At 73.4% G+C, this 24,586-nt stretch carries 18 protein-coding genes; 8 read left to right on the forward strand and 10 right to left on the reverse strand.

The features are described from left to right. Positions 1 to 317 precede the first annotated feature (317 nt). Positions 318 to 2,036: a GAF domain-containing sensor histidine kinase gene (locus IE239_RS19050; RefSeq protein WP_190150558.1), complete on the reverse strand. Its 1,719-nt coding sequence runs from the start codon at positions 2,034 to 2,036 to the stop codon at positions 318 to 320. 229 nt (positions 2,037 to 2,265) lie between these two features. Between IE239_RS19050 and ppdK the strand changes: the two genes are divergently transcribed. The 6 genes from ppdK (at position 2,266) to IE239_RS19080 (ending at position 11,101) form a co-directional block, all read left to right on the forward strand. After that, the gene (ppdK, locus tag IE239_RS19055) at positions 2,266 to 4,950 is read left to right on the forward strand and encodes a pyruvate, phosphate dikinase (RefSeq protein WP_190150559.1); all 2,685 of its coding nucleotides are present in this window, start codon (positions 2,266 to 2,268) and stop codon (positions 4,948 to 4,950) included. Between the two features lie 25 nt (positions 4,951 to 4,975). Further along, positions 4,976 to 5,683: a CBS domain-containing protein gene (locus IE239_RS19060; protein WP_190150560.1), complete on the forward strand. Its 708-nt coding sequence runs from the start codon at positions 4,976 to 4,978 to the stop codon at positions 5,681 to 5,683. 101 nt (positions 5,684 to 5,784) lie between these two features. After that, a complete protein-coding gene (adhE, locus tag IE239_RS19065) occupies positions 5,785 to 8,478 on the forward strand; it encodes a bifunctional acetaldehyde-CoA/alcohol dehydrogenase (RefSeq protein WP_190150561.1) in 2,694 nt (897 codons plus the stop codon). 290 nt (positions 8,479 to 8,768) lie between these two features. After that, positions 8,769 to 9,983: a globin domain-containing protein gene (locus tag IE239_RS19070; protein WP_190150562.1), complete on the forward strand. Its 1,215-nt coding sequence runs from the start codon at positions 8,769 to 8,771 to the stop codon at positions 9,981 to 9,983. Positions 9,984 to 10,024: 41 nt separating this feature from the next. Then, a complete protein-coding gene (locus tag IE239_RS19075; protein WP_190150563.1) occupies positions 10,025 to 10,429 on the forward strand; it encodes a hypothetical protein in 405 nt (134 codons plus the stop codon). Between the two features lie 246 nt (positions 10,430 to 10,675). Next, positions 10,676 to 11,101 carry a pyridoxamine 5'-phosphate oxidase family protein gene (locus IE239_RS19080; RefSeq protein WP_229878183.1) on the forward strand — a complete coding sequence of 142 codons (426 nt, stop codon included), beginning with the start codon at positions 10,676 to 10,678 and terminating at the stop codon, positions 11,099 to 11,101. A gap of 144 nt (positions 11,102 to 11,245) precedes the next feature. Here the strand turns inward: IE239_RS19080 and IE239_RS19085 are convergent, their stop codons facing one another. From IE239_RS19085 to IE239_RS19100, 4 genes are all read right to left on the reverse strand, one after another. Beyond that, positions 11,246 to 12,076, reverse strand: coding sequence for a universal stress protein (locus IE239_RS19085; protein WP_190150565.1), 831 nt, complete (start codon positions 12,074 to 12,076; stop codon positions 11,246 to 11,248). 159 nt (positions 12,077 to 12,235) lie between these two features. Then, a complete protein-coding gene (locus tag IE239_RS19090; protein ID WP_190150566.1) occupies positions 12,236 to 12,673 on the reverse strand; it encodes a pyridoxamine 5'-phosphate oxidase family protein in 438 nt (145 codons plus the stop codon). Positions 12,674 to 12,816: 143 nt separating this feature from the next. Further along, positions 12,817 to 13,491 carry a helix-turn-helix domain-containing protein gene (locus IE239_RS19095; RefSeq protein ID WP_190150567.1) on the reverse strand — a complete coding sequence of 225 codons (675 nt, stop codon included), beginning with the start codon at positions 13,489 to 13,491 and terminating at the stop codon, positions 12,817 to 12,819. Positions 13,492 to 13,510: 19 nt separating this feature from the next. Further along, positions 13,511 to 14,581 carry a zinc-dependent alcohol dehydrogenase family protein gene (locus tag IE239_RS19100; protein WP_190150629.1) on the reverse strand — a complete coding sequence of 357 codons (1,071 nt, stop codon included), beginning with the start codon at positions 14,579 to 14,581 and terminating at the stop codon, positions 13,511 to 13,513. A gap of 300 nt (positions 14,582 to 14,881) precedes the next feature. On the opposite strand from IE239_RS19100, the gene IE239_RS19105 reads away from it, so the two are divergent. Continuing rightward, complete coding sequence (locus IE239_RS19105; protein ID WP_190150568.1) at positions 14,882 to 15,463, forward strand: Rv1733c family protein; 582 nt, start codon at positions 14,882 to 14,884, stop codon at positions 15,461 to 15,463. A 189-nt stretch (positions 15,464 to 15,652) separates the two neighbouring features. Further along, positions 15,653 to 16,375, forward strand: coding sequence for a universal stress protein (locus IE239_RS19110; RefSeq protein ID WP_229878184.1), 723 nt, complete (start codon positions 15,653 to 15,655; stop codon positions 16,373 to 16,375). A 127-nt stretch (positions 16,376 to 16,502) separates the two neighbouring features. Here the strand turns inward: IE239_RS19110 and IE239_RS19115 are convergent, their stop codons facing one another. The 5 genes from IE239_RS19115 to IE239_RS19135 form a co-directional block, all read right to left on the reverse strand. After that, positions 16,503 to 17,000, reverse strand: coding sequence for a flavodoxin domain-containing protein (locus IE239_RS19115; RefSeq protein ID WP_190150569.1), 498 nt, complete (start codon positions 16,998 to 17,000; stop codon positions 16,503 to 16,505). Positions 17,001 to 17,119: 119 nt separating this feature from the next. Further along, positions 17,120 to 17,857, reverse strand: coding sequence for a CBS domain-containing protein (locus IE239_RS19120; protein ID WP_190150570.1), 738 nt, complete (start codon positions 17,855 to 17,857; stop codon positions 17,120 to 17,122). A 12-nt stretch (positions 17,858 to 17,869) separates the two neighbouring features. Then, entirely contained in the window at positions 17,870 to 20,683 is a 2,814-nt protein-coding gene (locus tag IE239_RS19125) for a bifunctional acetate--CoA ligase family protein/GNAT family N-acetyltransferase (protein ID WP_190150571.1), read from the reverse strand. A 155-nt stretch (positions 20,684 to 20,838) separates the two neighbouring features. Then, the gene (gap, locus tag IE239_RS19130) at positions 20,839 to 21,852 is read right to left on the reverse strand and encodes a type I glyceraldehyde-3-phosphate dehydrogenase (RefSeq protein ID WP_190150572.1); all 1,014 of its coding nucleotides are present in this window, start codon (positions 21,850 to 21,852) and stop codon (positions 20,839 to 20,841) included. A gap of 56 nt (positions 21,853 to 21,908) precedes the next feature. Beyond that, positions 21,909 to 24,290, reverse strand: coding sequence for a phosphoketolase family protein (locus tag IE239_RS19135; RefSeq protein ID WP_190150573.1), 2,382 nt, complete (start codon positions 24,288 to 24,290; stop codon positions 21,909 to 21,911). Positions 24,291 to 24,586 lie beyond the last annotated feature (296 nt).

A 24,586-nucleotide genomic window follows, 5' to 3' on the forward strand; every position in this document is an offset into this window, starting at 1 on the left:
GCCGAGAAGCAGTCGCCGCGCACCGGTCGCGGCCGGTGTCGCGGACGTCCCCGCGACGCCGGCCCGCCCCGGCTCCACCGTAGACAGCGGGCGCGGGCCACCGGAGGAAAGTGATCGGGCTCGCCCTCGGAGACAGCCCTGCCCGCCGGGCGGCGACCGCCGCACGACCGTGCCCGCAGGAGAGCGCCCGCATGAGAGCGCCCCTACCGACCCTGCCCTTGCGAGCGGACGGGGCCCCGGCTCCCCTCATCCGCTGTCGAGCCGACGCGAACCACGCTGAACGCTCCGCCGGACGCGGACCGCAGGCCCTGGACGGCCTAAGCCTTGCGCAACGGCACGCGCCACGTCAGCGCGGTGCCGCCGCCCTCGGGAGCGCCCAGTTCCAGCCGGCCGCCCGACTGCTCGGCCCGCTCGGCCATGTTGCGCAGCCCGCTGCGGCGGCCGCCGGACGGAAGGCCCGCCCCGTTGTCGGTGACCGACAGCCGCACTTCCCGCCCGTCCGTGGCCAGAACCACCTCGGCGCGGCTCGCACGGGCGTGCCGGGCGATGTTGGTCAGGGCCTCGGAGAGCACGGCCACCACGTGGTCGGCGGTCTCCTTCGGCACGTCGGTGTCCAGCAGGCCCTCCATCCGGACGCTGGGGGCGAAGCCGAGCACCGGCGCGGCCTCCCCGACGACCCGTACGGCACGCGCCCGCAGCCCGGCCTCCCCTGCGCCGTCACGGGTGCGCAGTCCGAAGATCGTCGACCTGATGATCTTGATGGTCTCGTCGAGGTCGTCCACCGCGCGCACCACGCGTTCGGAAGCGCCCTCGTGCTCGATGAAACGGCCAGCGCTCTGGAGCGTCATTCCGGTGGCGAACAGCCGCTGGATCGCCAGGTCGTGCAGGTCGCGGGCGATCCGGTCGCGGTCCTCCAGCACCGCGATCTGCTCGGCGTCCTGACGGCGTTCCGCCAGTTCCATGGCGACGGCCGCCTGCGCGGCGAAGGCCTGCAGCGTCTCGGTCTCCGTCGCCGAGAACGCCGGCTCGCCGGTCTCGCGCGCCAGCAGCACCACGCCCCGTGCGCCCGCCTCGCCCGTGCCGATGGGCACGGCCACGGCGGGGCCGAGGCCGCCGAACCGGGGAGGCTCGAGGGAGATCCGTTCGTCGTGGCCGACGTCGATGCTGGTGACCGGGGCCGCGGCGGCGAAGGCCAGTCCCATCAGGCTCTTGTCCATGGACAGGACGAGCCCCCGGTGCGCCTCGGCGTCCATGCCGACGGCGATCTCCACGGCGAGCGTCCCGGTGTCGGCCATGGGGAGCGCGACCGCGGCCAGCGCGGATCCGGTGATCTCGCCGGCCCGCTCGGCGATCAGTGCGAGCACCTGCGTGCCGTCACCGCCGGACATCAGGCTGTGCGCGATCTCCGCGTTCGCCCGCAGCCAGCGTTCCCGCAGCCGGGACTCCTCGTACAGCCGGGCGTTGTCGATCGCGATCCCGGCCGCCACGGCGAGCGTCAGCGTGACCGAGACGTCGTCCTCGTCGAACTGGGCGCCGCCCCGTTTCTCGGTGAGGTACAGGTTGCCGAAGACCTGGTCGCGTACCCGGATCGGGACGCCCAGGAAGGTGTTCATCGGCGGGTGGTGCGCCGGGAAGCCGAACGAGGCCGGGTGGTCGGAGAGCTTCGCCAGGCGCAGCGGCTCCGGGTGCGTGATCAGCTCGCCCAGAATGCCGTGGCCCTCCGGGTAGGGCCCGATGCGGGCGATCTGCTCGTCGCTGACGCCGACCGTGTGGAAGGCCGACAGCCGTCTGCCGTCCGGGCCGATCACGCCGAGCGCCGCGTACTCCGCGTCGACCAGCGCCGCAGCGGCCTCCACGATGCTGTGCAGGGCCTGCTCCAGGTCCAGCTCCCTGCCGACCGAGAGCACCGCCTCCAGCAGGCTGTGCACCCGGTCCTGGGTGCCGCGGGCCGCGTCCAGCCGTGCCTGCAGCTCCTCCAGCAGTTCGTCCAGTCGCAGCTGAGGCAGCCGTACGCGGGCCTCCTCGGGGCTTCCCACCCTGTGTTCCTCCAGGTCCCCTCGACGTCCGGACGCCCACCGGTCCGATCATGTGCCACGTTAGCTCCCGGCCGCAGCAGGCGGTAGCGGATCAGGCCGAGTGTCCGAGGCGCCACGCCTGGGCCGACCGGCCCCGTGGAGAGGACCGACAGCCCCTGCCCCTCCCCCTTGCGGCGGCCGGACGCTGGAGCTGTGTCCAGCCCGCAGACCGACGGAGGAGACCGGCGCCATGGTCCGTTACGTGTACGACTTCACCGAGGGCGGCCGTGACCAGGCCGGCCTGCTCGGCGGCAAAGGCGCGAACCTGGCCGAGATGACCCGGCTGGGGCTGCCCGTCCCGCCGGGGTTCACCGTGTCGACCGAGGCCTGCCGGGCGTTTCTGGCGACCGGGGCCGAGCCGGACGGCCTGGCCCGCGAGATCGCCGAGCATCTGACCGTTCTGGAGCGGGCCGCCGGACGGCTGCTGGGGCAGCCCGACGACCCGTTGCTGCTGTCCGTGCGCTCCGGGGCCCGCTTCTCCATGCCCGGCATGATGGAGACGATCCTGGACGTCGGCCTCGGCGACGACTCCGTCCTCGGCCTGGCGAAGGTGTCCGGGAACGAGCGCTTCGCCTGGGACTCCTACCGCCGGCTGGTGCAGATGTTCGGCGCCACGGTGATGGGTGTCGACGACTCGCTGTTCGAGAAGGCCCTGTCCGACCTGAAGAGGGCCCGGGGCGCGTCGGACGACCTGGCTCTGGGCGCGGCCGACCTGGCCGATCTCGTCCGGACGTACAAGGAGCTGATCCGCCGGGAGACCGGCGAGGACTTCCCGCAGTCCCCGGGCGAGCAGTTGCGCCGCGCGGTCCTCGCCGTGTTCGAGTCCTGGCGGGGCGAGCGCGCCCGGGTGTACCGCCGTCGCGAGCACATCGCCGACGATCTGGGCACCGCGGTCAACGTGCAGACCATGGTCTTCGGCAACCTCGGCCCCGACTCCGGCAGCGGTGTGGCCTTCACCCGCGACCCGGCCACGGGCCGGCCCGGTCTCTACGGCGACTACCTGGCCGACGCACAGGGCGAGGACGTCGTCGCGGGCATCCGCAACACCGTCCCGCTGACCGCCCTGGAAGAGCTGGACCCCGACTCGTACGAGCAACTGTGCGGCCATATGCGGACGTTGGAGACGCACTACCGGGATCTGTGCGACATCGAGTTCACCATCGAGCGCGGCCGGCTGTGGATGCTGCAGACCCGGGTGGGCAAGCGCACCGCCGAGGCGGCGTTCGCCATCGCCGCGGAGCTGGCCGACGAGGGGCTGATCACCGCCGACGAGGGTCTGGCCCGGGTGGACGGCGACGGGCTCGCCCGGCTGATGTTCCCCCGGTTCGACACCTCGTCCGTAGGCGAGCCGCTCGCGCACGGCCTCCCGGCCTCGCCGGGCGCGGCCGTGGGCGCGGCGGTGTTCGACTCCGTCGAGGCGGTCCGCCGGGCGGCGACGGGCGAGAGGGTCGTCCTCGTCCGCCAGGAGACCACTCCCGACGATCTTCCGGGCATGATCGCCGCGCAGGCAGTGCTGACCAGCCGCGGCGGCAAGACCAGCCACGCGGCAGTGGTCGCCCGGGGCATGGGCACGGTGTGCGTGTGCGGCGCCGAGGAGGTCACCGTGGACCCGGCGGCGCGCCGCTTCACCGTGGGCGACACCGTCGTCGAGGAGGGCACGGTCGTCTCCGTCGACGGCTCCGAGGGCGCCGTGTACCTGGGCGCCGCTCCGCTGGTCGACTCCGCCGTGATGCGCTGGTTCGAGACGGGCGAGCGGTCCGACCGGCTGGTCGAGGCCGTGGCCTGGGCCATGGAGCGCGCCGACGGCGCCCGGCGGCTGGAGGTGCGGGCGAACGCCGACACCCCCGAGGACGCGGCCCGCGCCCGGCGCTTCGGCGCCCAGGGCGTCGGACTGTGCCGTACCGAGCACATGTTCCTCGGTGAGCGCCGCAAGCTGGTCGAGGCGATGATCCTGGCCGGCGACGAGAGCGAGCGCGAGCGGGCGCTCGGCGCGCTCCTGCCGCTCCAGCGGCAGGACTTCACCGGCATCCTGGAGGCGATGGACGGCCTGCCGGTCACCATCCGGCTCATCGACCCGCCCCTGCACGAGTTCCTCCCCGACCGCACCGCACTCGCCGTGCGCATCGCCACCGCCGAAGCGCGGGGCGGCGTGCCCGACCCCCACGACACCGAGCTGCTCGAGGCCGTCACCCGCATGCACGAGGAGAACCCGATGCTCGGGCTGCGCGGCGTGCGGCTGGGCCTGGTGGTCCCGGGACTGGTCGCCATGCAGGTGCGGGCGATCGCCGAGGCGGTCGTGGAGCGGACGAAGGCCGGGGGCTCTCCCGAGGCGGAGATCATGGTGCCGCTGGTCGGCGCCGTCGAGGAGCTGCGCATCGAACGGGAGGAGGTGGAACGCGTCCTCGCCGAGGTCTCCCGGGAGTCCGGCGTCCCCGTGCACTGCCCGGTCGGCACCATGATCGAGCTGCCCCGGGCCGCGCTCACCGCCGGCCGGATCGCCGAGGAGGCGGAGTTCTTCTCCTTCGGCACCAACGACCTCACCCAGACCACCTGGGGATTCTCCCGCGACGACGTCGAAGCGGCCTTCTTCTCCGCCTACCTCGACAAGGGCATCTTCGCCACCTCGCCGTTCGAGACGCTCGACCGCGACGGCGTGGGCCGGCTGGTCCGTATCGCGGTCGACGAGGGGCGCGCCGCCCGCCCGGACCTGAAGATCGGCGTCTGCGGCGAGCACGGCGGCGATCCCGCGTCCGTCCACTTCTTCCACTCGGCGGGACTGGACTACGTCTCCTGCTCGCCGTTCCGCGTGCCGGTCGCCCGGCTGGAGGCCGGACGCGCCACGCTCACCGGGACCGGGACGAGCGACAGCAGGTGACCAGAGAGCAAGGGAAGTGGTCGGCATGGCCCGCATCGTCGGTGAAGTGATGACCTGCGAGGTCGTCGAGGCGCACCAGGAGACGTCGTTCAAGGACGTCGCACGGCTGCTGGACCGGCACCGGATCAGCGGGCTGCCCGTCGTGGACGGCGACGACAAGGTCGTCGGCGTGATCTCGCAGACCGATCTGATCCGCCACCAGGCGGCCCGGTCCCCGAAGGTCCGGGCGCGCCGGTTCCGGCTGCCGCCCGGCCGCTCCGCCCGTCGCGCCGGCGACCCCACCGGCCTCGTCACGGCGCGGGAGCTGATGTCCACTCCCGCGGTCACCGTGCACCCGGAACAGCGCGTCGCGGACGCCGCGCGGATGATGGAGCGTCACGGCGTCGAGCGGCTCCCGGTCGTGGACGAGGAGGACCGGCTGATCGGCATCGCCACCCGCCGCGATCTGCTGCGTGTCTTTCTGCGCACGGACGACGAGATCTCCCGGGAGATCCAGGACGAGGTGCTGCCGGGCGCCGTGGGCCGGCCGGTCCACGGCGTGGCCGTCACGGTCCGGGACGGCATGGTCACGCTGAAGGGCGACCTGGACGACGCCGACGTACCGCGCGCGATCCGGCTGACGTACCGGGTGGACGGTGTGGTGGGCGTCGTCAACAGGCTTACGGCGCACAGCGGTTCAGGGCCGGTCGGCCCCGTCGAAGGACCTACGGGACCTGGGGCTGGCCCGCGCTGACGAGAGACGCTGTGCCGGAGGCGGTACCGGTCCCCGAGGTACCGCTTCCCCCCGGGCCGCCGCATCGTACGGCGCCCCCTCGACGACGGAGGCTCGTTCCCATGACCCGCCGAGACGACCGCACTGCGACCACCGGGCCCGCCCCCGCGCCGTCCGACATCGCCATCGCGGTGGACCGCCTGGTGACGAACGGACTGAAGGCGCTCGCCGACTACGAGGCGCTCGACCAGGAACAGGTCGACCACATGGTGAAGAAGGCCTCGGTCGCCGCCCTCGACCAGCACACCGCGCTCGCGATGCTCGCGGTGGAGGAGACCGGGCGGGGGGTCTTCGAGGACAAGGCCGCCAAGAACATGTTCGCCTGTGAGCACGTCACACACAGCATGGGCCCGATGAAGACGGTCGGCGTCATCGCCCGCGACGACATCGACGACATGACCGAGGTGGCCGAGCCCGTCGGCGTGGTGTGCGCGGTCACCCCCGTCACCAATCCGACGTCCACCACCGTCTTCAAGGCACTGATGGCGCTGAAGACCCGCAATCCCGTCGTGTTCGCCTTCCACCCCTCCGCCCAGCGGTGCAGCGCGGAGGCGGCCCGCATCGTGCGCGACGCCGCCGTCGCCGCCGGTGCGCCGGAACACTGCGTGCAGTGGATCGAGACCCCGTCCGTCGCGGCGACCGGCACCCTGATGCGCCACCCGGGCGTCTCGCTGATCCTGGCGACCGGCGGCAACTCCATGGTCAAGGCGGCCTACTCGGCCGGCAAGCCCGCCCTGGGCGTGGGCGCCGGCAACGTCCCCGCCTACGTCCACCGCAGCGCCGAGCTGCGCCGGGCCGTCAACGACGTGGTGCTGTCGAAGGCGTTCGACAACGGCATGATCTGCGCCTCGGAGCAGGCCGTCATCCTGGACGAGGAGATCTACGACGCCGCCCTGGCCGAGTTCCGCACCCTGCACGCCCATCTGGCCACGGCCGAGGAGAAGGCGAAGCTGGAGACGTTCCTGTTCCCCGCGAGCCGGGCGGACGCCACGGGCGCGGGCAGCGAAGTCAAGGTCAACTCCGCGGCCGTGGGACGGAGTCCGGCGTGGATCGCGGAGCAGGCGGGCTTCACGGTGCCCGACGGCACCTCGCTCATCCTCGTCGAGGCCGACCGCGTCGGACCGGACGAGCCGCTCACCCGCGAGAAGCTCTGCCCGGTGCTCGCCGTGCTGCGCGCCGGCTCCACCGAGCAGGGCTTCGACCTGGCCGCCGACATGGTGGCCTTCCACGGGCAGGGGCACAGCGCCGTCATCCACACCGAGGACCCGGCACTGGCCGAGGCGTACGGCAAGCGGATGAAGACCGTGCGGATCATCGTCAACGCGCCGTCCTCGCAGGGCGCGATCGGCGGCATCTACAACAGTCTGCTGCCGTCGCTGACGCTCGGCTGCGGATCCTGGGGCAGCACGTCGGTGTCCAACAACGTCTCCGCCGCCCAGCTGCTGAACGTCAAGCGCGTCACGGCGCGCCGCAACAACCTCCAGTGGTTCAAGGTCCCGCCGAAGATCTACTTCGAGCCGCAGTCCATCCGCTATCTCGCCTCCATGCCGGACGTCCACCGGGTCACCGTCGTCACCGACGCGACGATGACCCGCCTCGGGCTGGTCGACCGGGTCGAGCGCGTGCTGCGCCGCCGCCGGGAGCCGGTCACGGTCCAGGTCATCGACAACGTCGAGCCCGAGCCGAGCATCGACTCCGTCCGGCGCGACGCCCGCCTGATGGGCGACTTCCGTCCCGACACCATCATCGCCCTCGGCGGCGGTTCCCCCATGGACGCCGCCAAGGTGATGTGGCTGCTGTACGAGGAGCAGGCCGAGGGCAGGGACGTCGACTTCGCCGACATGCGGCACAAGTTCTCCGACATCCGCAAGCGCGCCTTCCGCTTCCCGACCCTGGGCAGGCTCGCCCGCCTCGTGTGCGTCCCCACCACCTCCGGCACCGGCGCGGAGGTGACGCCGTTCGCCGTCATCTCCGATCCCGCCACGGGCAAGAAGTACCCGCTGGCCGACTACGCGCTGACCCCCAGCGTGGCCATCGTCGACCCGCTGCTCACCGCCGCGCTGCCCCGCGCGCTGGCCGCCGACAGCGGCTTCGACGCCCTCACCCACGCCGTCGAGGCGTATGTGTCCGTGTACGCCAACGACTTCACCGACGGCCTCGCCCTGCACGCGATCAGGCTGATCTTCGGCAACATCGAGGCCGCCGTGAACGACCGGGCGGCCCGGCCCCGTGCCCAGGAGAAGATGCACAACGCCGGCACCCTCGCGGGCATGGCCTTCGGCAACGCGTTCCTCGGCATCGTGCACGCCATGTCCCACACGCTCGGCGCCACCTTCCACGTCGCCCACGGCCGCACCAACGCCGTGCTGCTGCCGCATGTCATCCGCTACAACGGCACCGTCCCCTCGAAGCTCACCGGCTGGCCCAAGTACGAGAACTACCGGGCCCCCGAGCGTTTCCAGGACATCGCCCGCACGCTCGGTCTGCCCGCCGCCACCCCGGCCGAGGGAGTCGAGTCGCTCGCCTCCGCGGTGGAGCGGCTCCGCGACGCGGTGGGCATCGAGCCGACGTTCCAGGCTCTCGGCGTCGACGAGCGGTCCTTCCTCGACGCCCTCCCCCAGCAGGCCCTGAACGCCTACGAGGACCAGTGCGCGCCCGCCAACCCGAGGATGCCCATGCTCGACGACATGCGGGAACTGATGCGTACCGCCTACTACGGACGTGCGCGGACCCGCACCGACGCCGAGCGGACCTGACGGCCCCGGCCCTGTCGTCGCCGTCGTCGCGGCCGCGAGGGCCCGGCGACGGCGACGACAGGGTCGCCCGGCCGTCGCGGCCGCGCCGTCCGGCCCCCGTCCGCCGGGACCCGCGGGGCCGATGCGCCCCGGTGACAGGGCCCTTCGGCCCTGCTTCGGCCCTCCGGCCCCGAACGGCGCCGAAACGAGGTCCGGCGGCTGCTAGACAGGAGACGCCACCGCCCGAGGCGGCGCGGCTCCCTGCCTTCCGTCCACCCTTTCCCTTCCGTCCACCCTTTCCGGGAGATCCCATGCTGTCCGCAGAATCCGCCACCCTCGTACGGGCCACCCTGCCCGCCGTGGCCGGAGCGCTCGACGAGATCACCGCCCGCTTCTACGCCACGATGTTCCACGACCGGCCGGAGCTGCTCGACGGGATGTTCAACCGCGGCAACCAGGCCAGCGGCGCCCAGCGCCGGGCCCTGGCAGGGTCGATCGCCGGTTTCGCCGGCGCCCTGCTGGAGAACCCCGGGGCGCGTCCGGACGCGCTGCTGTCCCGGATCGCCCACAAGCACGCCGCCGTCGGCGTCACCGACGACCAGTACACGATCGTGCACAAGTACCTGTTCGGCGCGATCGCCCAGGTCCTCGGCGACGCGGTCACTCCGCAGGTGGCGGCCGCCTGGGACGAGGTCTACTGGCTGATGGCCGGCGCCCTGATCAGCCGCGAGGCCCTCCTCTACCAGGACGCGGGCGTCCAGCCCGGCGGGATCTGGCGGCCCTGGACGGTCGTCGAACGCCGTACCGAGACCGCCGACGTGGTGTCCTTCCTGCTCCGCCCGGCCGACGGCGAACCCGCTCCGCGGGCCCGGGCGGGCCAGTACGTGAGCGTGCGCGTGACCATGGCCGACGGGATGCACCAGCTGCGCCAGTACAGCCTGTCCTCGGCTCCCGGCTCGGACCTGCGGCGGATCACCGTGAAGCGGGTCGGCGGCGACGCCGACGGCCCGGACGGTGAGGTCTCCACCCTGCTGCACGACAGCGTCCGCGAGGGCGACGAGCTGCTGCTGTCCGCCCCGTTCGGCGACGTCTTCCTCGACGACCGGGCCGACGCCGGCGCCCCCCTCGTGCTCGTCTCGGCGGGCATCGGCTGCACCCCCATGGCGGGGATACTGGCCCACCTCGCGGCGCTCGGCTCGACTCGCCCGGTCCTGGTCCTGCACGCCGACCACTCCCCCGCGGACCACGCCCTGCGCGCCGAGACCCGCGACCTCGTCGCGCAACTGCCGGACGCTCGCGCCGTCTTCTGGTACGAGCGACCCGGAACGCAGGAACCCGACGCCCGCACCGGCCTGATGGACCTGAGCGGCATCGAACTCCCCGACGACGCCTCCGTGTTCCTGTGCGGTCCGCTGCCCTTCATGCGGGACGTGCGCGGGCGGCTGCTGCGCGCCGGGGTCCCCGCACAGCGGATCCGCTACGAGGTCTTCGGCCCCGACCTGTGGCTGCCCGGCAGCGCGGCCTGAGCCCCGCCGGACCTGCCGACATCCCCGAGGAGGAAACCCTGATGAACACCGACGACACCCGGCAGACGCCCGCGGTCCGGCTGCGCCACGAGGGCGCCGTGGACGAGGAGACCCTGGCGTACGCCCGCACGAAGATCGACGCCGTGGTGGGCCGGACCGGTCTGCCCGCCGTCTCCGGCGAGGTGCGCGTCGTGCGGGCGGCCGCTCACCACTGCGACCGCCCGTGGTCGGCCACGGCCGATCTGCGCGTCGGCGGACGCCAGGTGGTCGTGACGGTCGAGGAGGCCGGCGGCACGGCGCTCGTCGACCGGCTCCAGGACCGGCTGCGCCGTCAGACGGACAAGGCCGCCCGGGCCCGGGACGACGGCCACCGCACGACCGCACCGCCGTGGCGCGGCGGAAGCGGGCCCTCGCAGCCGGCGCCGGAGGACCCGGGCACGGCGTGAGCCGCGGCGGACACCGGCCCGAGGGCCACCACGCCCCCGACGTCCGGGCCGCCGCGCGGGAGACCATGCACCACAGGAAGCCCACCTGTCGAGGGGTACATCCGGCCCCCTCGACAGGGACCTTCGGCACCAGCGGAAACGGCACGGTCCGAGGGAGAGTAGGAGCAGGAGCGGCACCGATCCCCCGCGGTGTCGCTCCGTGCACACGGTTCGGACCCAGGTACGGCGGCGGGAAACGGAGAACCGGTGAGTGACCCGACGATACGAACTGTCGAGCTGGCGGGCGCGGAGGCCCTGCGGCTCCTGGGCGGCGTGTCCCTGGGACGGATCGTCTTCACCCGGCAGGCGCTGCCGACCATCCGTCCGGTCAACCATGTGCTGGTCGACGGCGACATCGTCATCCGCACCCACGGTGACGCCGCGCTGACCCGGTACACCGGGCACGCCGGGGGCGAGGGCGCCGTCGTCGCCTACGAGGCCGACGACATCGACCCGGCCACCCATCGGGGATGGAGCGTGGTCGTCACGGGCTATGCGCGGCTGGTCACCGATCCACGGGAACTGGCCCGCTACCGGACCCTGCTGCGCCCCTGGAGCACGCAGCGGATGGATCACGCCGTCCGCATCCACCCCGACCTGGTCACCGGGATCCGTCTGACGGAACCCGACTGACGGCAGCACGATCCCACCCGCGGCCCGGCCCGCGATCCGTCCTCTTCCGGCCGGACGCCGTCGGTCGGGCTGCGTCACGGCGGCCGGCGCGAGGGACGTCCCTCGTGCCGGCCGCCGTGACGCAGCCCGCCGGTGGGCCGCCCGTCATCCGTGCGGGACGAGGACCACCGGGCAGCGCGCCCGGTGCATGAGCACGTGGGCGACCGGGCCCAGGCGCGGGCCGAAGACGCTCGTACGGCGGTGGGCGCCGATGACGGCCACGGCGGCCTCCCGGGTCGCCTCGAGGAGGACGTCAGCCGGGGCGGCGCGGACCGTGCGGGCGTCGACCACGACGTCCGGGTGCATGTCGCGCAGCCGGGCCAGGGCATAGCGCGGCACGGCCTCCTCGGCACGGGCCTCACGGGCCGGGCGTTCCTGGCCCGGGCTGCGCGCCGTCACGAGAGAGGGCAGTTCGGGGGTGATGTGCCGGCGGCTCCAGGAGTGCACGACACGGAGCCTCACACCCCGGCGCTCGGCCTCCTGGAAGGCATAGGCCGCGGCCTCGGCGTCCGTGTCGTCCTCCAGGCCGAGCAGCACGTCCCGTCCGTCGTCGCACGGGTGGTCCCCCCGGACGACCAGGAGCGGGCCCCGGGCGAGCGCGGCCAGCCTCGTCCCCACCGACCCGAACGCCGTGCCGGTCAGCGCGCCCAGGCCGCGTGTGCCCACGACCGTCAGGTCCGCGCCCGCGCTCTCCCGCGCCAGCGCGTGCACCGCGCCGCCTTCCACGGCCACGGTCGTCACCGGCAGGCCCGGATGCCGCCGCCGTGTCCGCGACGCCGCGGAACGAAGGACCGGTGCGGCCTCGTCACGGTCGGCGACGGCGTACAGCACGCGCAGCGCCACGCCGTGCCGTTCGGCTTCCGCGGCGGCCCAGTCCAACGCCCGTACCGAGATCACGGAGCCGTCCACTCCCACGGCTATGTGTCGCAACGTCATGGCCGGTCCCTCCCCTTCGTCGAGTGCCTGTCCGGCGGAGGCCCCGCGTGCCGTGGGCACCGGCCTCCCCGGACGATGCTCCTCGGGCTCCGAAGCCCTGGGCATCCGCCGAGCGGGCCCGCCCCCAAGCCGAACGGCCCTTGTGGCCCGGCCTGTTCGTCAGGGAAGGGACACGCCGTACAGGGACCGGCCGCCGACGAGTTCGCGTCCGGTGAGCAGCTCCGGGGCGATGCGCAGGAAGACCTCCTGCGGCGCCGGCGCCCAGGACCGCGGCCCGGTCCGCAGCATCCGTGTGTGCTCGGCGGGCTCGGTCACGACAGCGGCCGATCCCATGACCACCACGCTCCACCCGGAGTGCGTGGCGGCGTCGACCTCGTCGGCCTCGAAAGCGACCAGCGCTCCGTCGACCGCGGCCACCAGTTCCGAGGAGGCCGACGTGCGCACCAGCACCGCGCCGTCGTGGTCCAGACAGAAGTTGACGGGCAGGACGGCGGGCAGCGCGTGCCGTGTGTACACGATGCGCCCCACGGGCACGGTGGCCAGCAGACGCAGACACTCCGGCCGGTCGAGTTCGCGGAATCCGTCGTTGGCGTCCATCTTCCTTCTCGTCTCTCACTGATGCGGCACGTGATGAATGACTGATGCGGCACGTGGTGAATGGGGTGCGCGGTCCGTCGTCAGGCCGTGCGGAACCCCGGCCGGAGGCCGTCGGCCCCCGGCCCGTCCGCGAACGATCCGGCTCAGACCGTGATGCGGCGTCCCGTGACGGCGTACGGTTCGACGCGCACCCACACGTCGCGCCGGCCGCCGGCCCATGGCGTGCTGTAGGCCCGCCGGGCGAGCATGTGCGCCTCGGAGATGTCGGTCACCATGCGCGCGTGGCCGCGCACCAGCACGCTCCAGCCCTGGCTGAACGCGTCGTCGATGCGGTCGATCTCGAAGGCGACGGGCGAGCCGACCGCGAGGGACGGGGTGGCGCCCTGTGCGGTCCTGAAGACGATCGTGCCGTCGACGACGCTGTAGTTGACGGGGACGATCACCGGGCCGTGGACGGTCGACACCGCGAGCCTTCCGACGCCGTGCGAGGAGAGCAGATCGCCGCACTCTGTCCTGCTCATCTCGGTGAACGAGGGGGAGTGCCCGGCGAGGCCGGGACCGGGCGGCCGGTCGGCGTCCCCTCCGGTGAGCGCCAGGAGGGTGGTCTCCAGGGCTCCGGCGAGTTTGAGCAGCGCGCTCTGGCTCGGTGCGGCGTCGGGATGCTCCTCCAGGTGCCGCAGGTAGCCGGGGGCCATGTCCGCCCGCTCGGCTGTCTCCTCGCGCGTCAGCCCGAGCTGGGCGCGGCGCGTCGCGAGCCGGCGGCCCAGATCACCCGACGGCGCTCCCTCCGGAGCCTTCGTCGTGTGTGGTTCGGTCATGACCTGTCACGTCCTTTCGTCAGGTCGCCCGGACGGCGACTTCCTCGTGCGACTGCTCACCGAGGACGACCTTGAGCGCGCCGGTGTCGGCGGCCCGGGCGAAGACGTCGTACGCCTCCTCCATGCTGTCCAGGGGGAAGGTGTGGGTGACCAGCTGCGCGGTGGGCAGCCGGCCCGCGGCGGCCATGCGCAGCAGGGTGGGCGTGGAGTGGGTGTCCACGAGACCGGTGGTGATGGTCACGTTCTTGATCCACAGGTCTTCCAGGTGCAGCGTGGCGGGCTTGCCGTGCACGCCGACGTTGGCCACGTGGCCGCCGGGCCGCACCATGCGGGTGCACATCTCGAAGCTCTCCGGCGCCCCGACCGCCTCGATGACCACATCCGCGCCGAGTCCGTCGGTGAGATCGGCGATCAGCTGCTCGGGGTCTTCGCGGGCGTCGGCCACGGCGTCGGCGCCCAGCTGCTTCGCCGCCTCCAGCCGCGACGCCGCGAGGTCGACGACGACGATCCGCTCGGGAGCGAACAAGCGGGCCGTGGCGATCGACGCGAGGCCGATGGGCCCGGCTCCGACCACGGCGACCGTGTCTCCCGGCCGTACCCGTCCGTTGAGAACGCCCACCTCGTAAGCGGTCGGGAAGATGTCCGCGAGCAGGACGGCGTCCTTGCTCTCGACCGCTCCGGGCAGGGCGTGCACGGACAGGTCGGCGTACGGGACACGGACGTACTCGGCCTGGGTGCCGTCGATCAGGTGGCCCAGGATCCAGCCCCCGCCGCCCCTGCACTGGCCGTAACTGCCCTCTCGGCAGTAGCGGCAGCGGCCGCAGGCGCTGATGCAGGAGACCAGCACGCGGTCGCCCGGACGGACGGTCCGGACGTCGCTGCCGACCTCCACGATCTCGCCGACCGCCTCGTGGCCCAGGACCGTGCCCGGGCGCACCTCGGGCACGTCGCCCTTGAGGATGTGCAGGTCGGTACCGCAGATGGTGACGGCGTCCACCCGCACGACGGCGTCCGTGGGTTCCTTGATGTCTGGGTCCGGGACCTCTTCCCAGGCGGACTGCCCGGGGCCGTGGAAGACGAAGCCTTTCATGATGCTCTTCACCGTCCTTCTTCCGGTTGCCGAGATGGACCGACACATCCAGATTGTCGTCTTTCCAGCTGGTCCGCTTGGGCCGTCCGGCCCTCGTCGCCCGCCCGGACGGTCCCCCGCACCGGGTGGGCCGAGGGCCCGGCCGGGCCCGCCGGTCGGGGGCCTGGGCTGAACGGCCCTCCCCGACAGCGGCGCCGGCCCCGAACGGCCCTGTGGCGACGCCTGGTCGGCCCATGCCGCGGCGGGGTCTCGGCTGTCACCGTCTGAAGGGTCACCACGACGACGAGGAGGTGCGGACCGATGCCCAGCGGCACGTATGCGAGGAAACGGTTGTGGCGTTGGCAGAGCAACCCGCTGCGTCGGCGTGACGACGTCGTCGAGGCCTGGATCGTGCTGGCCGTGTGGGTCGTCTTCGTCGTGGGCGGCGCCGTCGCCGGGCTGGTGACCGCTCATGCCGCCGACGAGGTGTTCGCCCGGCAGCGAGCCGAGCGGCAGCCCGTACGGGCCGTGGTCGTGAACGACGTCCCCCGCGGGGACGTCGCGATCGGGGGCGTCTCGGACCGGCGGTCGGCGACCGTGCGCTGGACGGCGGCCGACGGCTCGGCCCACGACGGGCGGACCCAGGTGAAGTCCGGCCTCAGGGCCGGCTCCAGGGTCACCGTCTGGCAGGACGGCCACGGCCGTCTCACCACCGCGCCGCCGAGCTCCACGCAGGCGGCGTTCGAGTCGGGCTTCCTGGGTCTCGGGGCCGCGGCCGGGCTCGCCGGCCTGGTGTTCGGCGCCGGTGCGGCCGCCCGGTGGCGGCTCGACCGGCGTCGCGTCGACGAGTGGGGCAGGGAATGGGATCAGGTGGGGCCCCGGTGGGGCCACAAGACCAGCTGAACGCACGACGCATCGCGGAACAGGGTTCCCGGTCCGAGAACGGCCGGGGCCCTCCTGTGTGCCCGCCCTGGCCCGGTCCGGCCGGAAGAACCCGGCCGTCCGGCCGCCGCCGCGGCGCCGGGGCGGGCGACAGGCCGGCCCGCGGCACCGCGTCCGCGCGTTTCCACCGCACCGGAAAGGGCGACTTCGATGAGTCGAGTGATCATTGCCTGTACCGATCCGTCGGGGCCGAGCCGGCGCGCGGTGGACTGGGCCGAGCGGGAGGCGCGGCTGCGCGGTCTGCCCGCGCCCGTGGTCCTGGCCGTGCCACCGGACCCGGGCCGGGTGGAGATGGTCGTATGCGGCGTCCCTGGTCCGTCTGACGCGGGCGACCCCGATCCCGGCCTCCGGCTCCCCGCCGCCGTCCGGGCGGGCGGCCGTCCGCTGGTGCTCGTCCCGGACGGATCCGCGCGCCCACCGCGTTCCGAGCGGATCCTGCTCGGAACGGACGCCCGGCGCGCTTCGGACGACGTGATCGGCTTCGCCTTCGACAGCGCCCGGGCACATGGCGCCCTCCTGCACGTCGTGCACGCCTGGTCGCTTCCGTCCTGTGCCGCCGAGTGGCCCTTCGGCGTCCCGGAGGCGGAGCGTGCGATCTGGGAGGACCACGAGGTGCAGCTCCTGGCCGACGTGCTGCGCCCGTGGCGCGAGAGGTATCCGCAGGTGCCCGTGTACGAGGACGTCCTGCTTCTCGCTGCGGCTCAGGCGCTGCTGCATCACGCCGACGGGGCCTCGCTGGCCGTGGTGGGCGCCCGGCCCGGTGAGGAGTGGGGCGAGGTCGTGCGGCTGCTCCTGCGTCGGGGCTCGTGCCCGGTCGCCGTGGTGCCCGCCCGGACGGCCCGGACGACGACGCCCGCCCGGACGACGTCATGAGACCGGCCCCGACGCCCGGCTCACGCGGGCGTCGGGGCCGGTCCCGGCACGAGGGTGGCACGGCACGGGCCGGGCGCGTTGCGGGCCGGCCGTCCGGTTCCTCTCAGGTGTGCGTCAGCCTGTCGGCTCAGGTGTGCGTCAGCCTGTCGGCGACGGTCCCGGCCCACGCCTCGATGGCGCCGAAGTCCCGGAAGTCGCCGCCCTTGCCGGAGCGCAGGATCATCTTGGCGATCCGGCCTTTCGCGCCCTCCTCCAGGCATCCACCGAAGGTGACGTGGTCCTCGACGCCCAGCCGGTCCATGGCCCGCCGCACGCCCCGCACGGGCGGGATGTCCCGCTCGGACGCCGAGGCGTCGAGCGGGCCGCTGCTGAAGAACCACACCGGCCGCTCCTCGAGGAGTGCGCGGTTGCGGCGGACGAACCGCCGCGCGTCCTTGTGCCAGCGCCCCCCGTAGAGGCCGCCGCCGACCACGACGGCGGCGTAGCGCGACGCTCCCGTCACCGACCGGGCCGGCATCGACTCGACTGCCAGTCCGGCCTTGCGCAGGACGTCGGCGACGGCTTCGGCGATCTCCGCCGTGGATCCGTTCGTCGTTCCGTAGGTGACCAGCACGGTGTCGGTCATGATGGTCCGCCTCCCTTCGCTGTCGGTTCACATCACTGTCGGTTCACATCACTGTCGGTCGTCGCTGTCGTTTCACGTCGCTGCCGGTACTCACCGCTGTCCGTTCCCATCGTTGTCCGTCACAGCCGACGCAGCCAGTCGTCGGCCACGCCGTGCATCGCCCCCGCCTGCTCCTCGACGCGCAGGCGAGCGTCGTCCAGCCGGTAGGTGAGACGGCCGACCACGTCCACCACGCCGTCGATCCGGCGGGTCATGGCCACGGCGATCTCCGTCTCGCTCTTGCGCTCCATCTGCCCGGTGAGCGTCACCACGCCCTCCGTCACGGAGACCTCGACGCTGCGGGGCGGCAGGCACAGCGCGTCCGCCAGGACCTCTCGCACGACCTCGGTGCGGATGTCCCGGTCGGGCCGCAGGAAGACCTGGAGGAGGTCACGCCGGGTGACGATGCCGACGAGGCGGTCCTCCTCGTCGAGCACGGGGAGCCGTTCCACGTGCCGCTGGGCCATGGTGCGGGCGGCCCGGACGATGGTGTCGTCGGCGTGCACGGTGACGGGCGGCCGCGTCATCAGCTCGCCGGCGGTGCGTGCCCTGCCCTTCGCGGTCCGCCGCCCGGCGCCGGGCGCGAGGTGGGCGAGCCTCGGGCGGTGCCCGGCGCCGTACGGGCCGGGGGCGGTCGCCTGGTGCATGATCAGGTCCGTTTCGGACAGAACCCCGATGACCTTGTCGTCCTCGTCCACCACCGGCAGTCCGCTGATCCCGTGGGTCGCGAGCCGCAGGGCCACCTCCTTGAACGGGGTGCCGTACTCGGCGCGGACGACGTCCGTGGTCATCACGGTGCCGACCTTGTCGTGCCTCATGGCCGTTCCTCCTCAGCGCAGTCGGCGCAGGTAGGGGTCCTGGGGGCGGCGCGGCACCAGGCGTATCCGTGCGTCGAGCACGGTCGCGCCGGCCGGCGTCGCCAGGACGGGGTTGAAGTCGGCCTCGGCGAGTTGCGGCAGGTCCGCCGCCATCCGGGACAGCCGCAGGAGCAGCTGTTCCAGTTCTCCGAGGTCGACAGGCGGGTCTCCGTCCGCGCCCAGCAGCAGCGGGGCGCACCGCGGGGCGGTGAGCAGCTCGTGCACGTCGCGGTCGGTGAGCGGGGCGAGGCGGGCCGCGTGATCGGCGAGCACCTCGGTGGCCGTCCCTCCCAGTCCGAACAGGACGAGCGGCCCGAAGACCTCGTCCTGGACGACACCGGCGAAGAGTTCGGTGCCGCGCGCGGCGAGGGGCTGCAGGACCACGCCGGTCATGAGCCCGGCGAAGCGGTTCTCCAGGTCGCGGAACGCGGCCCGCACCTGGGAGTCGCCGCGCAGGTCCAGGTGGACGGCCCGCTGCCGGGCCTTGTGGAGCAGCCCGGGCCAGTGGGCCTTCATGACCACCCGGCCGTCGAAACCGCGCAGCCGGTCGGCGGCGAGTACGGCTTCGTCCTCCGTCTCGGCCCAGGCCCACGGGATCTGCGGCACGCTGTAGCAGGCCAGCAGATCGGCGCAGGTGGACGGGTCCAGCCAGCCGCCGTCCGGGTGCGCGGCCAGGTACTCCGCCACGACCGTGCGGGCCCGCTCGGTCTCGACGTCGTCGAGGCCGGGGACGGTGCCGGCGGGGCGGCGGAGCCAGGCGGCACGCTGCGCGGCGTGGGCCAGCGCGCGGGCCGCCGCCTGCGGTTCGGCGTAGGAGGGGACGGCGCCGCCGTCGGCGGCGGGGAGCAGCAGCACGGCCCGGTCCTGTTCCAGGCGGACGGCGAGCACGGGCCGCTCCCGGCGGCCTGGCGCGGCGGTGACGGCCCGGACCAGGTCGTCACCGGTGGCCGCCGCGACCGCGGTGGGGACGAGGGCCACGACGACTGCGTCGATGCCGGGGCAGCGGGTGAGGCGGTCGACGCACTCCGTGAGCTGTTCCTCCGAAACGGCGGCGGTGGCGTCGACCGGGTTGCCGACGGCGGCGCCGTCCGGGAGCACGGCGAGCAGGTCGTCGATCGTCGCCGGGGTGAAGGGGGGAAGGGCGAGGCCCGCTTCCGCGCAGGCGTCGGCGGCCAGCACCCCGGCGCCGCCCGCGTTGGTGACGACGGCGACGCGGCTGCCTTCCGGCAACGGCTGGGAGTGGAACAGGGCCGCCGTTTCCAGGAGTTCGCCCACCGAGCGGGTGGCGGTGATGCCGGCCTGGGTGAACAGCGCGCCTCGGGTCATGGTGCGGGTGGCGGCAGCCGCCGTGTGCGAGGCGGCCGCCCTGCGGCCCGCGTCGGTGCGGCCGGCGTCGACGGTGAGCACCGGGATGCGGCGGGTCACGCGGCGGGCGGTGCGGGAGAAGGCGCGGGGGTTGCCGAAGGACTCCAGGTGCAGCAGGGCGAGGCCGGTGCGGCCGTCGCTCTCCCACCACTGGAGCATGTCGTTGCCGCTGACGTCGAACTTGTCGCCGAGCGAGACGAAGGAGGAGACGCCGATGCCCAGGCGGGACAGCCCGTCGAGCAGGGCGATGCCGACCCCGCCGGACTGCACGGCGACACCGGCCGTTCCGGGCCGGGGGTGGTCGGCGGCGAAGGTCGCGTCCAGGCTCAGCGCCGGTTCGGTGTTGGAGACACCGAGGCAGTTGGGGCCGACGAGGCGCATGCCGTAGGTGCGGCAGGCCGTCAGCAGGGCCTGGGCCTGGGTGTGGTCGAGGCCGGCGGTGACGACGACGAGCGCACGCACCCCCGCCCGGCCGCACTCGTCGGCGAGGGCCGGGACCGCGACGGCCGGCACGGCCACGATCACCAGGTCCGGGGTCCTCGGCAGGGCCGCGACGGACGGATGGGACGGCACGCCGAGCACCGACGTGACGTGCGGGTTCACCGCGAAGAGCCGGCCCGTGTAGCCGCCCGAGTGCAGGTGGTGGAGGATCGCCCGGCCCACCGAGCCGGGCGCGCGTCCCGCGCCGGCCACGGCGACCACGGCCGGCCGCAGCAGCGGCAGCAGGCTGGCCACGTCGGCGGCCCGGCCCCGGGCCTCCACGGCCGACAGGTAGGCGTCGTCCTCGTCGAGGTGGATGACGCAGCGTGCCTGCGGTCCCTCGAAGCGGCGCGAGGTGCGCAGGCCGAGGTCGTCGAAGAGCCGGAGCACCTCGTGGTTCTCGGTCAGCGCGTCGGCCGTGAAGGTGGTGATCCCTTCCGTCCGCGCCGCGGAGACCAGGTGCTCGACGAGCAGGGTGCCCACGCCCCGGTGGTGCAGGCCGTCGGCGACGGCGATGGAGATCTCCGCGTCGCGCTTCGCCGCGCCCTTCGGCTGCGCGCCACCGTGCTGCGCGCCGCCCGTGCCCCCGGTCCCCTTCGCCTCGTCGCCCGTCTCCCCGCCGTCCTTCGCCGGGTCGTCCTTCGCCGGGTCGCCCGTCTGCTCACCGGTGTCGTACTCGGCGATGCCGATCACCCGGCCGTCCGCCTCGGCCAGCAGCGCCCGGTAGCCGGGGCGGTGCCGGGCGCAGGCCCGGTCGGCGGCCTGGGCGGCCGAGCGCCGGCTCGCCGCGAAGAACCGCAGACGGAGGTTCTCCGGTGACATCTCCTCGTAGAACCCCTGAAGCTGTTCGCGGTCGCCCGGGAGCGCCGGCCGGATGCTCACCGTGGTGCCGTCCGCGAGCAGGGCGTGGACCGTGGGCCGGTCGAGCAGGTCGTCCGTCATCGCAGGTCTCCTCCGTGGCTTTCGCTGCCTCGATCGTCCGGCTCGGCGGCGGCGGAGCCCATGGGCTGCACGGGGGCCGTCGCCGGGGCCGGTCGGCCCCGGGCCCGCCGCCGACCGGCCCCGCGCGCGCCGTGGCCGCGAGCGGCCGGGACGCGTCAGTCGTCCGCCACGAGGGCCGTCAGGTCCAGGAGGCGGTTGGTGTAGCCCCACTCGTTGTCGTACCAGCCGAAGACCTTGGCCAGGGTGCCGTTGGCCTGGGTCAGCGCCGGATCGAAGACGCAGGACGAGGGGTCCCCGATGACGTCCCGGGAGACGATCGGAGCCTTCGAGACGCGCAGGATCCCGTGCAGCGGACCGTCCGCGGCCGCCTGGAACGCGGCGTTGATCTCCTCCGCGCCCGCCTCCCGGGCGAGGACGACGGCGAGGTCGGTGAGGGAGCCGTCCTCCACGGGGACCCGGACCGCGATCCCCTCCAGTGCCCCGGCCAGCTCCGGCAGCACCAGCCCGACGGCGCGGGCGGCTCCGGTGCTGGTCGGGATGATGCTGAGGGCCGCCGAGCGGGCCCGGCGCAGGTCCTTGTGCGGGCCGTCGAGCAGGGACTGGTCGTTGGTGTAGCCGTGGACGGTGGTCATGACTCCGCGTTCGACGCCGAAGGCGTCGTCGAGCACCTTCACCATCGGGGCGACGCAGTTGGTGGTGCAGGAGGCGGCGGAGACGATCCGGTCACGGTGCCGGTCGTAGGCGCGGTCGTTGACGCCCATCACGATGGTGGCGTCCACGCCCTTGCCGGGCGCCGACAGCAGCACGGTGTGCGCTCCGCCCTTGAGGTGCAGGGCCGCGGAGTCCCGGTCCCGGAACCGGCCGGTCGACTCGACGACGACTGCGGCCCCGTGGTCGGACCAGCGCAGAGCGGCCGGGTCGCGTTCGGCGGTGACGGCGATGCGCCGCCCGTCGACCGTGATGGAGCTGTCGTCGTGCTCGACGTCGCGTCCGATGCGCCCGAAGGTCGAGTCGTACTCCAGCAGGTGGGCCAGGGTGGCGGGCGGGGCGATGTCGTTGACGGCGACCACCTCGACGTCCTGGACGCCCTCCTCGGCGCGGTCGAGGGCCGCGCGCAGGTAGGTGCGGCCGATGCGGCCGAAGCCGTTGATGCCGACACGTACGGTCATGGCGGTGCTTCCTTCCGGACGGGGTGAGAGGGCGGGGTGCGGGGCGGTGTGCGGGGTCAGCTGTTCCAGGTCCAGTCGGCGACCTCGGGCAGGTCGGTGCCGTGCTCGCGGATCCAGGCCTGGTGCCGGGTGCGCGCGTCGGCCATCTGCTGGCGTACGGCGGCGGCGCGCACGGCGAGGCCGGGGACGCGGTCGATGACGTCCATGACGAGGCGGTAGCGGTCGAGGTCGTTGCGGACGACCATGTCGAACGGCGTGGTCGTGGTGCCGGACTCCTTGTAACCGCGTACGTGCAGGTTCCGGTGGCCCGTGCGGCGGTAGGCGAGCCGGTGGATCAGCCACGGGTAGCCGTGGTACGCGAAGATCACCGGCTTGTCGGTGGTGAACAGGCCGTCGTACTCGAAGTCGCTCATGCCGTGCGGGTGTTCCTCGCGCGGCAGCAGACGGGTCATGTCGACGACGTTGACCACGCGGACGGCGAGGGCGGGCAGGTGCCGGCGCAGCAGCTGGGCGGCGGCGAGCACCTCCTGGGTGGGCACGTCGCCGGCGCAGGCCAGCACGACGTCCGGTTCGCCACCGTCCTCCGTCCCGGCCCACTCCCAGATGCCGGCGCCGCGCGCGCAGTGGGCGCGGGCGTCGTCCATGGACAGCCAGTCGAAGCACGGCTGCTTCCCGGCCACGATCACGTTGACGTAGTCACGGCTGCGCAGGGCGTGGTCGGCCACCGACAGCAGGGTGTTGGCGTCCGGCGGCAGGTAGACGCGTACGACGTCGGGGCTCTTGTTGAGGACGTGGTCGACGAAGCCCGGGTCCTGGTGGGAGAAGCCGTTGTGGTCCTGGCGCCACACATGGGAGGTGAGCAGGTAGTTGAGCGAGGCGATGGGAGCGCGCCAGGCCAGCTCCCTTGATGTCTTGAGCCACTTGATGTGCTGGTTGACCATCGAGTCGACGATGTGGACGAACGCCTCGTAGCAGGAGAACAGTCCGTGCCGGCCGGTCAGCAGGTATCCCTCCAGCCAGCCCTGGCAGGTGTGTTCGGAGAGGATCTCCATGACCCGGCCGTGGTGTTCGAGGTGTTCGTCGACCGGCAGGTGTTCTGCCTGCCAGGCCTTGCCGCTGACGTCGAAGACGGCCTGGAGCCGGTTGGAGGCGGTCTCGTCGGGCCCGACGAGGCGGAAGTCGCGGCGGCCGCCGGTGTCCTTCATCACCCGGGCGAGGAGGTCGCCCAGGACCCGGGTGGGTTCGTGCAGGGTGACGCCCGGCTTGTCCACGGGCACGGCGAAGTCGTCCAGCGGCGGCAGGGGCAGGTCGCGGACGAGCAGGCCGCCGTTGGCGTGCGGGGTGGCGCCGAGCCGCCCGGCGCCGTCGGGGACGCAGGCGAGGACGTCGGCGACCGGTCGTCCGTCGGCGCCGAAGAGCTCCTGCGGCCGGTAGGAGCGCAGCCAGCTCTCCAGCTGACGGAGGTGCTCGGGGTTCTCCCTGACCCCGTCCAGGGGGACCTGGTGCGCGCGCCAGGTGCCCTCGACGGGCACGCCGTCCACCTCGGCGGGGCCGGTCCAGCCCTTCGGCGTGCGCAGCACGATCACGGGCCAGTGCACGCGCTCGGTGACGCCGTCCTCGCGTGCGGTCTGCTGCATGACGGCGATCCGGTCCAGGGCGTCGTCCATCGCCGCCGCCATGGCCCGGTGCACCTGGAGCGGGTCGTCGCCGGTCACGTGCAGGGGCTCGTGGCCGTATCCCCGCAGGAGCTCGTCGAGTTCGGACTCCGGGAGGCGGGAGAGGACCGTCGGGTTGGCGATCTTGTAACCGTTGAGGTGCAGGATCGGCAGGACCGCGCCGTCGTGCGCGGGGTCGAGGAACTTGTTGGAGTGCCAGGACGCGGCCAGCGGGCCGGTCTCCGCCTCGCCGTCGCCGATCACGCAGGCGACCAGCAGGTCCGGGTTGTCGAACGCGGCGCCGTACGCGTGGGCCAGCGAATAGCCGAGCTCACCGCCCTCGTGGATGGAACCGGGCGTCTCCGGGGCGACATGGCTGGGCACACCGCCGGGGAAGGAGAACTGGCGGAACAGCCGGGCCATGCCGGCGCCGTCCCGCGGCACGTCCGGGTAGGTCTCGCTGTAGCTGCCCTCCAGCCAGGAGTTGGCCAGGACGGACGGGCCCCCGTGGCCCGGACCCCAGACGCACAGGGCGTCGAGTCCGCGTGCCTTGATCACCCGGTTGAGGTGCGTGTACACGAGGTTGAGACCGGGCGAGGTGCCCCAGTGGCCGAGCAGCCGGGGCTTGATGTGCTCGGGCCGCAGGGGCTCGGTCAGCAGGGGGTTGGACATCAGGTAGATCTGTCCGGCGGCCAGGTAGTTGGCGGCCCGCCAGTGTGCGTCCAGGGTGTGCAGTTCGGCGTCGGTCAGTGCGGTGGCGTCCTGGTGTTCGACCTTGGACATGGTGTGGGCTCCGGGAGTCGTCGGCGTGCGGGCATGGGGTCATCGGGCGGTGCGGGACGGGACGGCCGCCGGGAACGCGGCGCGGGCGCGGCGGGATGCGTGCAGAGGGAACCGCCGGTGCTGCGGAGGACGGTCGGTGAAGCCGCAGGATCGGGCACGGGATCCGGTGCTCGGTGGTGGTCGGCGGCCTTCCGGGGACGGTGACGCGGCGGACCTTCACGCGGCGGACCTTCACGCGGCGGGTCGAGCGGACGGGGGCCGGGTGCCCGGCCCGCCGCCGGCCCGGATCGCGGCGC

It is taken from the genome of Streptomyces humidus (assembly GCF_014649655.1).
GTDB lineage: Bacteria > Actinomycetota > Actinomycetes > Streptomycetales > Streptomycetaceae > Streptomyces > Streptomyces humidus.